Genomic DNA, 12,578 nt, shown 5'->3' with positions numbered 1-12,578 from the left:
TTCTCATTTCGGTAGATTCAGCAAGCAAAAAGGCATATTGCTTTCTCAAAATGCTTGAATGCTTTCTCATTTCGGTAGATTCAGCAAGCAAAAAGATATATTGCTTTCTCAAAAGCCTTGAATGCTTTCTCATTTGAGTAGATTCAGCAAGCAAAAAGGCAGATTGCTTTCTCATTTCAGTAGATTGCGTATTCATTTTGGTGTTTTTGGTAAGCAAACAGGCATTTAGTGGTTGTCAACTGCATGGAATACAGACCTGACAATTCAGGTCATGTAGAAAAGCCCAGAAAAACCTAACCCCCATTGGTGTCAACTTACAGTGATTTTCAGGTAAATAGACCACGATGCAGGGCACAGCAGTGCTGTGCCCCTACAATGGATGTGGTTCAAATACGTGAAAACTGCTGTCAGGTGAAAACCAGTCTAGACAAAGCTTTGAGAGATTGCCTCGTTAATAGCCTCTGGCTATTAATGCTCCCTAGTAGGCTCTGTCTTCCTTACTCGCAGCAGAGCCGCAATCAGGTGCATTTCCAGCCTCTGGCTGGAAACGAGGTTTTAAAGGGGTTTGGGCTTAAGTTGACATTCATGAGCAATGCTGTACCCCTACCATGTGTTGCATCTAAACGAGAACTGTTATATTGCTTTCTCAATATGCTTGAATGCTTTTTCATACAGTAATTCATACACTCTGTGTCATAGCGCAACCTCAGTTATTCATAAATTGAACCATCAGGCATAATTGCCCCTGCTAAGTTAGTACCAATTAATTTAACCAGAAGACGCTCACCAGAGCGAATCCGCGCTCCCGTCAAGTCGGCTCCTCGCAAGTCGGCCCCACTGAGATCTGCTCCAATCAAATTAGCAGCGCGTAAATTCGCCTCCCTGAGATCCGCTAAAAGTAGGTTTGCCCGAAATAAATTTGCTTCAGATAAATTCGCACCTCTGAGGTTGACTTTGTGCATAAAAGTGTCGCTGAGATTAGCACCACTCAAATTGGCATAACTCAAATTTCTGCCAGATAAATCTTTATTGCTCAAATTTGCCCGACTGTAGTCTTTACCACTCAAGTCTGAGCTTTGCTTTGGTGGTTGCTGGGTTGTTTGAGATGGTTTTTTCTGTTGAGGTGGCGGTGAGTTAGGTGTGGTTTGAGCTTTGGTTTTTAGAGAGCGCAACTTTTCACGAGCTTCATTTATAGCTTTCAGCTTGTCTTGTGCTTTCTGCTGTAAACGGAGATTGTCTTTGGGAATGCGATCGGGATGCCAAACAAAAACTAAATCTTTGTAAGCCTGATTCACTTCTTCAAGTGTTGCCCCAGGCTCTAATTCCAAAACTCTATAGTACCGCTCCAGATCGCTCATACGATATTTTGATGGACAATCAACTTAATTATCAGTGATGAAGTCGTCTATTCGCTGCATCATTATGTCATTGATCATGGGGCATTAAGCATTAAGCATTGGGCATTGGGGAGCCACTGCGCCCTTGCGGTTTCCCGACTTGTTCGCTCTTAGCGTTCTCGCTATGATAGCAAGTGGCGTCATTGGGCATTGGACATTGGTTTCTCCCACTCCCTCATCTCCCCCTGCTCCCCCTGCCCCTCTGCTCCTCTGCCCTCCACTCTCTCATCTCCCCATCTCCCGATTTCTCCATCGAGCGATCGCTCTCAAATATGCTGCAACTGGAATCTGATAGACTTCAATAAAAATCCAAACAATAATTGATAAATGTGATAAGAAAGTTAATATCGTCCAAATATATGGCATCCAGGTAATCGGTTCCTTGAGATTAGCAGGAAAATAGTAAGCTACTATGGCAATTAAAGTAGTGGGAAGAATTACAAAAACTACTGCTGCTAGTCCATAACCCCAACCTAATTCCACACCTTCCAACTGGGCTTCTGTCCAACTAAACCCATTCCAACGCCAAATTAAGGGTGGTTGCCTAGAAGGCATCTTGATTTGCTGTAGTTCTAGGTTAACTGTAAAAATCTCATGGCAAAAGTCACAAGCCATAGCTTCCATCAATGGCATATGATAAATCTTACCTATCCGACAGACTGGGCAGGGGTAAACTCCATGATAGTCGAAAGATTGGGCTAAGATTTTGGAACTAGGCATAATGAAACTGATGATCCTAAAAAGTTGATCTGGTTAATGAGGACTTGGGTAAGAATAATGTATGGCGATTGTCAATTGTCTACAATCAGCTTTCGCAAAGTGAGGTAACAAGTCAGGAGAATTATATATTTTAACTTCTCAATCTTGGCTCTTTGAACTTTTGAGTTACGGAAGTCACCGCTTAGAGTTCTTTCGGATTACCTTGAGTTGGCTATGTTCTATTCATTAGAGAATGGGCATATTCGGAATTTTTTGATTTTTCACCATTGATTTTTGATCATTTACACTACGCATTAGTCATGACACAACAATATTTGTCAACTTATATAACTATGGTAATATTTAATGAAAAGCTGCTTTCTTAGTCTACGCAAACAAGCAACTAGTACTTCACCACACAACCAGAACAGGGCGTGATTTTGAATTTTGCAAAGCGTTACTAGTTTTGACTCCCACAGTTGTACTGAGTCTATCGCTTTTTTTATGGTTTGTGGGGTCTTGACACCGCCTACTCTTCGTGTTAATGTTACTTTATCATAGAGTATAGTTTTTAAGTTTTCCAGCAAAAGCGCCGCAAATGCTTAACACAAATTCCTATTTTTATTTTTGGTTTAGGGTGGTTCACCGGGAGTGAATCGAGTTTCCTAACGGAAACCGCCCGGTGAACCGCAGAGCGAACTCTGCGGTTTTTGTTTTTTTAAGGAGAATTTCATCGTCATGACTTATTTGAGTAGCTGGTTTTATGGCTTTTACTTTTGGCCCAGAATAAGTTCCGGGTAAATAGCGTCATGCCGATGAATCAGAACGCGCCCGGAACTGCTCAAAGGTTCCGGGCTTTTTTGTTGTGATCAAGGAATAGTGCCCAATACTTAATTTTTTAGGAGAATGAAACCATGATTAATGCCAAACTTGCCGCACAATCTCATCCGAACCACCAGACAATCGTTAAACTTTCAAAAAAAGTCGCTTTCGGGGGCAAAGAACTGGTAATTATCGGTGGGCCCTGCACCGTTGAAAGCTTAGAACAAATGGAGATAGTCGCCCAAAAGCTATCTACTGCATCCGTGCAGGCGTTGCGTGGCGGTGTCTACAAACCCCGCACATCTCCTTACGCTTTCCAGGGTATGGGAGAGCCAGGATTAGAGATTTTGGCAAGGGTGCGATCGCTTTACAATATGCCAGTTGTCACTGAGGTGATGTCAATTTCCCAAATTGAAGTAGTTGCCGCCCACGCTGATCTGCTTCAAGTTGGTAGCCGCAATATGCAAAACTTTGATTTGCTCAAAGCTTTGGGACAAGCTGGTAAGCCAATACTACTCAAGCGTGGTTTAGCAGCAACAATTGAAGAATTCGTCATGGCTGCTGAATATATTCTCAGCCACGGCAATCCTGATGTGGTGTTGTGCGAAAGAGGTATTCGCAGCTTCGATGATTACACTCGCAATGTCCTAGATTTAGGCGCAGTGGCAGCACTCAAGCAAATAACTCATCTGCCTGTGATTGTAGATCCTTCCCATGCCGTCGGTAAACGGGAGTTGGTAGCACCTGTGGCTAGGGCTGCAATCGCTTGCGGTGCAGATGGATTGATTATTGAATGTCACCCAGAACCAGAAAAATCTGTTTCTGATGCCCGTCAAGCGCTTTCTTTAGAAGATATGGTGCATTTAGTTGATAGTTTAAAGCCTGTAGCAACAGCCATTGGGCGCAGTATATCAGAAGCGATCGGGGCGGGTTTGTCACCTGCCCCGATTTTTTGTGCTGCTTAAATCTCAGTTGAGAGCGTAGTTTACCGCCGTAGGCATCGCTTGAATGTCTCAGTCCAAATATTCATTTTGGCTTAACGACAAACAGCGATCGCCTTCGTAAAATAAAGTTGTTGCTTAGGCTATTCCATTTGTTCTCAAACAATTTTTGCAACACAACCTTATAATAAAGTCACAAAGACTTCATACCAAAGTCACAGCCGTTAACAACAATTTCTTTCCAAAAGAGGTAGGCTAAACAAAAAATTATTAGTACACTAATGTTTAGATTAACTAATATTACGCTTCTCTAATTAGAATTAATCGCAACCAACCATTTTACGAAAAATGCGATGTCTAACAACAAGCTAATACGTGTCTGTGCTTTCCCCTTTCCCCCAAATTGTTGATATGCGCTGTTTAGCCCCTGTTGAGACGAGAAAGCCTTCGTCCTTGGCTGCTCAAATTGTTCCTCGTTTTCAGAGCATTATTCAAAGAGGGCGGTTCTCGCTACTGATATTAGGTCTAGCTTACTTGTGTAGTGCCTGTAATGCTTCCGAAGCCGAATCTAGTAAAAAAGAAGCAGGAAAAAAACGAGCTGTGCCAGTGGTGGTTGCCACTGCGACTCAAAAAACGATTCCAATACAGCTATCGGCAACGGGAACAGTAGAAGCATATTCCACAGTATCTGTCAAGTCTCAGGTGGACGGACAACTTACTGGCGTCTATTTTCAGCAAGGACAGAACGTTAACAAAGGAGACTTGTTATTTAAAATTGATTCCCGCCCTCTACAAGCTGCACTGATGCAAGCTAATGCTGCCAAAGCCAAAGATTTAGCGCTGGTGAAACAGACACAGGCAAATGTGCTCAAAGCCATTGCCGATGTGAACCAGGCAAAAGCGAATGTAGTCAAGGATAAGGCGCAGGCAACAAATGCAGATGTGCAAGCTCAACGTTATGCTAGTTTGCTCAACAAAGGGGCAATTAGTAAAGAACAAGCCCAACAGTACCAGACTACTGCTGAGGCTCAACAGGCAACGGTGAAAGCAGATCAAGGTGGAGTAGCAAATGCCCAAGCAGCAGTGGCGGCAGCCCAAGCAGATGTACAAAATGCCAAAGCAGCAGTAGCATCAGATGAAGCTGCGATCGACAATGCCAAAGTTCAGCTTTCCTACAGTTCCATCTACTCACCAATTGCCGGACGCACAGGTAGCTTGAAGCTAACTCAAGGCAATCTAGTACAGGCGAATGCCACTGATCCGTTAATTACAATCAGCCAAATTCGCCCGATTTATGTCAACTTTTACATTCCCCAGCGACTGCTACCAGACCTGAAAAAATACAGTGCTAACGGCAAGTTACAAGTTGATGCTTTACCTCCTAAAGATGCAGGGCATCCGGTACGAGGCGAACTCAGCTTTGTCGATAGTGGAGTCAATACCCAAACAGGCACAATTCAACTTAAAGGTACTTTTGCCAACGCTGACGATCGCCTTGTTCCAGGGCAGTTTGTCAATGTAGTACTTAAACTGAGCCAAGAACCAAATGCCATCACTGTTCCTTCTGTGGCAGTACAGAGTGGACAACAGGGGCATTATGTGTATGTAGTCAAACCCGACAAAACAGCAGAAATGCGTCAAATTACCGTCGGTGACACCGTTGGAAATGAAACGGTGATTCAGCGAGGGTTAAAATCAGGTGAACAAGTAGTCACTGATGGACAATTCAACCTAGTGCCTGGTGCCACAGTCCAAGTGAAACCGGAAGTAGGAAGCAAGAGGCAGGAAGCGCGATGAACATTTCCGAGCTATTCATCCGGCGTCCAATCATGACAACTTTAGTTATGGTTGGCATTTTGATATTTGGGCTGATCAGTTACCAACAGCTACCCGTTAGCGACCTGCCCAATGTGGATTATCCAACACTCCAGGTAACAGCTAACCTGCCCGGAGCTAGTCCAGAAACGATGGCTGCCTCAGTCGCAACCCCCTTAGAGCAGCAGTTTTCTAGCATAGCGGGATTGAGTTCGATGAACTCTACTAGCTCTTTGGGTAGTGCCCAGATTACGATGCAATTTGACCTGAATCGGGATATCGACGGGGCAGCACAAGATGTGCAGTCTGCTATTTCTAAGGCAGCGAAGCAGTTGCCCACGAATATGCCAAATCCCCCGTCTTACCGGAAGGTAAATCCGGCGGATCAGCCAGTCCTTTACATCTCCCTGAATTCGTCCATTCTGCCCCTCTCAAGTGTAGACAAGTATGCTGAAACATTGCTGGCACAACGCCTGTCAATGGTGGATGGAGTGGCGCAAGTGCAGGTGTACGGCTCCCAAAAGTACGCGGTACGGATTCAGCTTGACCCGGAATCGCTGAGTGTCAAGGGAATAGGAATTGATGAAGTAGCTGATGCGATCGCTAACGGAAATGTCAATCTGCCTACCGGGACACTTTACGGTCAGCAACAGAATTCTACGATTCAAGCAAACGGTCAACTCAACGATGCCGCAAGCTATCGCTCCCTGAATGTAGCTTATCAAAATGGCGCACCAGTGCAGCTAGGAGAACTAGGTCAAGTTTTAGACAGCGTGGAAAATGACAAAATAGCAAGCTGGTATTTTCCTGTCAAGAAGGACATTAAGGAGCAGGGAGCAGGAAGCAGGGGAGCAGGGGAGCAGAGGAGCAGGGGAGTAGGAGAGAAATCCTCAATCCAAAATTCTGGCGTTCGGGCGATCGTTCTGGCAGTTCAGCGCCAACCGGGAACTAATACTGTTCAAGTAGTGGATGCAATCAAGAAACTCCTACCCACCTTTCGGACACAAATTCCGGCGGCTGTGAACGTAGATATTCTCTACGATCGCTCCCAGTCAATTCGCGAGTCGGTGGATGATGTACAATTCACGCTGTTACTCACCATCGCTTTGGTGGTGCTAGTAATCTTTCTGTTTCTCCGCAATATCTCTGCTACACTCATTCCCAGTTTGGCAGTACCGCTTTCGATAGTCGCGACTTTTGCGGTCATGGTGCTACTGGGCTTCTCGCTCGATAACCTATCGCTGATGGCGTTGACCCTTTCAGTCGGTTTCGTGGTTGATGATGCCGTAGTCATGCTGGAGAATATTGTCCGCCACATGGAGATGGGTGAAAGCCGCATGGAAGCAGCCTTAAATGGTTCTAAAGAAATTGGTTTCACAATTTTATCCATGACCATCTCCTTAGTAGCAGTATTTATCCCTATACTGTTCATGGAAGGCATTCTGGGGCGACTGTTCCGTGAGTTCGCTGTTACTATTAGCGTTGCAATCTTAGTATCTGGCGTAATTTCCCTGAGCTTGACGCCAATGCTGTGTTCAAGATTCTTGAGTCCACCTGATCATGAACCGGAGAGTGAGGGAGATGAGGAGCAGGGGGGCAGGGGAGCAGAGGAGCAGAGGAGCATGGGAGAAATTCTTAACTCCCAGTCCCCATTGCCCCTTATCCCCAGAGGGGGCCCCGAGTTACCCAGTCTCCAGTCCCGAATCAAAAATTTTAACCGTCGTCTCTACAACTTTTCAGAAAACGTTTTTAATGTGATATTGGGCGGATACGATTGGAGTTTGAAGAAATCACTCAAGTATCACCGCACGACGATGGTGATTTCGGGAGCGATTCTTTTAGCAACAGTGTATCTATTTATAATTGTGCCTAAAGGGTTTGTTCCCAACGCAGATGTTGGACAAATCACTGCAACTACTCAGGCATCAGAGGATATATCCTTTGATGAGATGATAAAACATCAACAGGCAGTAGCTGCGATCGCTTACCGTGATCCGAATGTCGATTCCATCAACTCCAGCGTCGGGGCTGGCGGGCCAAATGCTTCCGCCAACGCTGGCAGAATTTTAATCGAACTCAAGCCTCGCGCTCAAGGCCGTCTGAGTGCTGATGAAGTTGTGCAGGAACTCCGACCTAAATTGTCACGTGTGCCTGGAATCAAGGTTTTCTTACAAAATCCCCCAGCTATTAATGTCGGTGGACAACAGACAAAAGCGCAGTATCAATTTACTCTGCAAACACCCAATATCCAGGAACTTTACCAGTACGCTCCAGCTTTAGAAGAAAAACTGCGATCGCTCTCAGATTTACAAGATGTCAACAGCGATTTGCAAATCAAGAATCCGCAAGTAAAAGTAAACATCAACCGCGACCACGCTTCGGCTCTAGGTTTGACCGCCAATCAAATCGAAACTGCCCTGAGTAATGCCTATGGTACTCGCCAAGTTTCCACCATCTACGCCCCCGATAATCAGTACCAAGTAATTATGGGCGTGGAACCAAAATATCAGCAAAATTCCAATGCTCTAGATTTACTCTCAGTTCGTGCCCCCAGTGGACAACTTGTACCTCTCAACGCTGTAGCAACTTTGACCAAAGATGTCGGCCCCTTGACCATCAACCACAAAGGGCAACTGGCATCTGTCACCTTCTCCTTTAATCTCAAACCAGGAGTGTCACTTGGTAACGTCACTGGAAAGATTGAACAACTCGCCCGTCAAACACTGCCACCTACTATTAGTACAGCTTTCCAAGGTTCAGCGCAGGCATTCCAGTCATCAATTCAAGGTTTAGGACTGTTACTGCTGGTTGCCATCTTGGTGATTTATATCGTGTTGGGGATTCTCTACGAGAACTTCATTCACCCGTTGACAATCCTTTCTAGCTTACCCTCCGCTGGATTTGGGGCAATACTGACTCTGTTGTTATTTCAAGTTGACTTGAATATTTACGCCTTTGTGGGCATTATCCTGCTGGTTGGCATTGTGAAGAAAAACGGCATCATGATGGTTGACTTTGCAATTATTGCCCGTCAAAACGGTAAAACTCCTTATGATGCTATCTATGAAGCCTGCTTGGTGAGGTTCCGTCCAATTATGATGACGACGATGGCAGCACTTATGGGGACTCTACCCATCGCCCTCGGTTTGGGAGCCGGAGCAGATACACGCCGCCCCCTTGGTTTAGCAGTAGTTGGGGGGTTAGTGTTCTCGCAATTTCTCACACTTTATTTGACGCCCGTTTTTTACACCTACATGGAGTCTTGGCAAACAAAGCTCAAAAAACACAACTGGCGCAAACAGTCAATTTAATTTGTAATTAAACGTGAGTTTGACGACTCATGTAGTAATCACCTAATTAGCTTAAATATTGAAACCTCTCCCTGGTTTTACTACGCAAAACCGTCCCTCTCCGACTCGGAGAGGGACAGACTTGAACGAAAGTTCAAGGCAGGGAGAGGTTTGTCGAACTCACGTTAACGTGAGTGTGAGTCCGAGGAAGTTAAAAGGCAGTCGCAGACAGAGTGCGTAAATCTTTTGGGTGGATATCTCAAGAAGGTTTCTTCTCTTGATAAGTGTAATACCATTTCACGAAATGCCTGATACAAATGATTAATCTCTAATTCTTTCCCCATGCCCCCTGCCCCCTGCTCCCTGCCCCCCTGCTACCTATTTGTATCAATCTGAAAGTGAAACGGTATAAGTCACTAATCGAGCTAAAAGGTTGACCATAAAGTTAAGTACACTCAGATGCCATCCTTGATCCGCATTTGGCTTTAATATAACTAACAGTAATCAGTAAACCCAAGGAGGTTTTTTGCTTACTGATTTCCTTACCTCGAAAAGTAGTTCGTAAGCATAAATTGGGCTTGTGACCGCAAACTTTCAACCAGGACATTAAATATGGCGCTAGAACATAAAAATGCAGCCGGGATATTTCCTGATCGCCAACACACTGAGTCAGCCCTTGATCAGCTTAAAGCGGCTGATTTTCCGATGAACAAAGTTTCAGTTGTTGGTGAACACGTCAACTCAGAAGATGTGACGCTTAAAGCAACAGAGGCAACTGTACAGTCTGAAGATAAATTTGTCCGCGATCGCATGATCGAGCGGATCGAGCATGGTGCATTAGATGCTGGAAGTTGGGGCAGTATTATCGGCTTTTTAGGAGGTGGACTAATAACCTTAGCGATTCCAGGCATTAGCTCGATCGTCTTGGCTGGAGCAAGAGCTGCCTCGGTGGGACTGGCGACAGGAGCGTTTTATGGAGCTGTAGCAGGCGGCTTACTCGGAGCCGCGATCGGCACGAACATCCCAGATGAGCAAGTCAAGCTTTACAACGAGCGGTTAGCACAAGGACAGTATTTGATAGTCCTTGAGGGAACGAACGATGAACTTCAACAAGCTGAAACCGTTTTGAAAACCCAAGGGATTCAGGATTGGATCATTTTTGACAGTTTATAACAATTTGGATGAGTAATATGATACAAGCAATCCGCATTCATAACTATGGCGAGTCAGACGTGCTGACGCTAGAAACGATCGCACAACCCGAACCACAACCGAATGAAGTACTAATTAGAGTTCAGGCTGCCGGAGTCAATCCGCTCGATTGGAAAATCCGGGCAGGCTATATGAAAGAAGTTTTTCCAATGCCTTTGCCATTTACACCCGGAATGGATGTCGCGGGCATTGTGGAAGCGATCGGCGCAGATGTCAAAGCGCTCCAAGTCGGTCAAGCAGTTTATGGCGAACTGAAAATGGGAGCTTATGCCCAGTTCGCAACGGCTCCACAAGATGCGATCGCGCTCAAGCCTATGACGCTCGATTTTGTGGAAGCGGCATCAGTGCCGATGGTAGCAATGACTGCCTATCAAGCGGTGTTTGATCATGCTGATCTGAAGCCAGCTCAAACCGTACTAATTCATGCTGCATCGGGCGGAGTTGGCATGTTCGCAGTGCAATTTGCTAAATGGAAAGGAGCGCACGTTATTGGAACTGCCTCAGCTGCGAATGCAGAATTTGTTCGATCTCTGGGTGCAGATCAAGTGATTGACTACAACGCCACACCCTTTGAACAAGTTGTTGAGAATGTTGATGTAGTTCTAGATACGTTAGGCGGTGACACCCAAGCACGTTCTTATTCAGTGGTGAAGCCGGGTGGCATTCTGATTTCAACTGCCGCTCCCCCCAATGCTCAAAAAGCTGAAGAACGAGGTATCCGTGCAGAGATGATGAATATGAAACCCTCTGCCTCGCTGCTGGAGGAGATTGCTAGTTTACTCGATTCTGGGCAGGTTAAGACGCTTGTTGCTCAGACGTTTTCTTTGTCTGAAGCCCGTCAAGCTCAGGAATTAAGTCAGGGCGGTCATGTCCGAGGCAAAATCGTGCTGCAAATCAATGCTTAATCCTCTATAGCCATTGGGAACAAGTTAAAAGTGAGTGAATTTTGTCAATATATCTTTGAACAGACCCAGTTAAGTGTTTTGCATCTCCTGAAAACTAAGATTTGGGAATTGTTAAACAGCAGCGAGGCTCGGATGAATTTTTCTTTCAAGCGTCTTCTAAAAGTCTCTTGACAACTGCTTTACAGCCTTAACTTGTTACCAATGGGCATAAGAGGTGTGGTGAAGGACATGCAGCAGGGCCTACGGCTGGAAGTTCAGCGACGGCGGGAGGAAAAGCAACCTCTTTGTGACAAGACACTACCCCGCCGTTTGTTGCAGCGCCTTGTTAGGCTCAGTGGCCGGACAATGGAGGTGGACAGATTTCCATAGTTTGAATCAAGCCATGCTCAATGGTAAAGCGATGACCAACGTGCTCATCGGAAAGAACGGCTCCAGCTAGGTCGCGCACGACCTGATGCACATCGACTAAAATACGCCCGGCATCCTCCGGGTGAAAGGCAATCGGCTCCACGTGCGGATTGATCTCAGACCATTGCTCCGTCCAGTAAGCGCGGACTGCTTGATGTCCAAGGACACAACCGCCTTTAAACGCTTTCGGCCAAGCCACGTTAGGAGTCATTGTAGCGAGGGCAGCGTCAATATCTCGCGCGTTGAAGGCAGCGTACGCTGCGCGTATCAGTTCAATTTCTGGTGCAGGTTTATCTGGCATAAGAGGTGTGGTGAAAGACATGCAGCAGAGTTTAACAATTATTATACAGAACGCTTCCGCCCTATGTAGTTGCAGATTTATATCGAAGAAGGTGGAGAATTGAATCTCGCTTTTTATTCGGTTAAACGTTTATTGGGCTTGTCTTATTTGTGGACTAGTGAGCCACTGCGTTGGACGGGTTCCCCGGCTTGTACTCCTACAAAGAAGCAAGCTACGCGCAGCGTCTCCCTTAGGAGAAGCAAGTGGCGAACCCGAAGGGCTCTATTAATGGTGTCAAATTACAGCGTCTGAGCTACTTGGTTATTTTATGCTGTCTTAGGTGATTTGGGAGATGCTGTTGCAGATGAATTATCCTTACCATTTGACCGTATTTTTCTAGAGATGATTTATCGCGGGTTGTACCATTTCAGTGTCGCTTTTGACAAAGGTAAAGCTGATGACCCCATTAAGTACTTTGCAGCCAAAGAAAATCAAGATTTAGGAGTAGTCAAAGCCCTGCGAAAACCAGTCTCTAAGCTCGATTTATCTCCTTTTCCTGCTCCCTCTTGACAAAAGTGCAATTACCTTAACCGTCACGGATGCTCTTACCCTTATTTCTATCTAGCTTCTCTTGAATAGCTTCTCTGCAAAACTCAGGAGGGTTCTCTTGTTGCTGTACCTCTTCCTTCATTTCCTTAGTCATACGTATATTCATTTTCTCAGTCAATGGTTCTTCTCTATCTGTGGTAAACGGTTTTAAACTCTTCGGGTTCCCTTTGGGATTAGGCATTGTATATAAATATGAAAAT

At 45.4% G+C, this 12,578-nt stretch carries 10 protein-coding genes and 1 pseudogene; 6 read left to right on the top strand and 5 right to left on the bottom strand.

The window, feature by feature from the left end:
• The 3 genes from V7L29_RS03465 to V7L29_RS03455 all read right to left on the bottom strand — a co-directional run.
• The coding region (locus V7L29_RS03465; protein ID WP_334734537.1) for a hypothetical protein at positions 1-196 on the bottom strand (196 nt) is incomplete at its 3' end.
• Positions 197-710: 514 nt separating this feature from the next.
• Positions 711-1,358, bottom strand: coding sequence for a pentapeptide repeat-containing protein (locus tag V7L29_RS03460; protein ID WP_334689567.1), 648 nt, complete (start codon positions 1,356-1,358; stop codon positions 711-713).
• 264 nt (positions 1,359-1,622) lie between these two features.
• Positions 1,623-2,117 (bottom strand): hypothetical protein, encoded by a 495-nt coding sequence (locus V7L29_RS03455; protein WP_334734536.1) that lies wholly within the window; start codon positions 2,115-2,117, stop codon positions 1,623-1,625.
• An 893-nt stretch (positions 2,118-3,010) separates the two neighbouring features.
• On the opposite strand from V7L29_RS03455, the gene aroF reads away from it, so the two are divergent.
• From aroF to V7L29_RS03430, 5 genes are all read left to right on the top strand, one after another.
• Positions 3,011-3,883 (top strand): 3-deoxy-7-phosphoheptulonate synthase, encoded by an 873-nt coding sequence (gene aroF, locus V7L29_RS03450; RefSeq protein WP_334734535.1) that lies wholly within the window; start codon positions 3,011-3,013, stop codon positions 3,881-3,883.
• Between the two features lie 351 nt (positions 3,884-4,234).
• Positions 4,235-5,656 carry an efflux RND transporter periplasmic adaptor subunit gene (locus V7L29_RS03445; protein ID WP_334734534.1) on the top strand — a complete coding sequence of 474 codons (1,422 nt, stop codon included), beginning with the start codon at positions 4,235-4,237 and terminating at the stop codon, positions 5,654-5,656.
• On the top strand, positions 5,653-8,985 hold the full coding sequence (locus V7L29_RS03440) for an efflux RND transporter permease subunit (protein ID WP_334734533.1): 3,333 nt from the start codon (positions 5,653-5,655) through the stop codon (positions 8,983-8,985). Before V7L29_RS03445 ends, V7L29_RS03440 begins: the two co-directional genes overlap by 4 nt.
• Positions 8,986-9,576: 591 nt before the next feature.
• Positions 9,577-10,137 carry a DUF1269 domain-containing protein gene (locus V7L29_RS03435; protein WP_334734532.1) on the top strand — a complete coding sequence of 187 codons (561 nt, stop codon included), beginning with the start codon at positions 9,577-9,579 and terminating at the stop codon, positions 10,135-10,137.
• Positions 10,138-10,145: 8 nt separating this feature from the next.
• The gene (locus V7L29_RS03430; RefSeq protein ID WP_334734531.1) at positions 10,146-11,081 is read left to right on the top strand and encodes an NADP-dependent oxidoreductase; all 936 of its coding nucleotides are present in this window, start codon (positions 10,146-10,148) and stop codon (positions 11,079-11,081) included.
• Positions 11,082-11,412: 331 nt separating this feature from the next.
• Here V7L29_RS03430 and V7L29_RS03425 read toward each other — a convergent pair whose 3' ends face one another.
• Complete coding sequence (locus V7L29_RS03425) at positions 11,413-11,790, bottom strand: nuclear transport factor 2 family protein (protein WP_334734530.1); 378 nt, start codon at positions 11,788-11,790, stop codon at positions 11,413-11,415.
• Between the two features lie 53 nt (positions 11,791-11,843).
• On the opposite strand from V7L29_RS03425, the pseudogene V7L29_RS35375 reads away from it, so the two are divergent.
• A pseudogene (locus V7L29_RS35375) lies at positions 11,844-12,327 on the top strand (hypothetical protein); the annotation flags it as partial.
• A gap of 28 nt (positions 12,328-12,355) precedes the next feature.
• On the opposite strand, the gene V7L29_RS03410 reads toward V7L29_RS35375, so the two are convergent.
• Positions 12,356-12,559, bottom strand: coding sequence for a hypothetical protein (locus V7L29_RS03410; protein WP_334689086.1), 204 nt, complete (start codon positions 12,557-12,559; stop codon positions 12,356-12,358).
• Positions 12,560-12,578: the final 19 nt, after the last annotated feature.

Origin of the sequence: Nostoc sp., assembly GCF_036916575.1 — a bacterium.
Taxonomy (GTDB): domain Bacteria; phylum Cyanobacteriota; class Cyanobacteriia; order Cyanobacteriales; family Nostocaceae; genus Nostoc.
The sequence above is the reverse complement of the archived record's forward strand: the minus strand, read 5'-3'. Positions and strand labels throughout refer to the sequence as shown.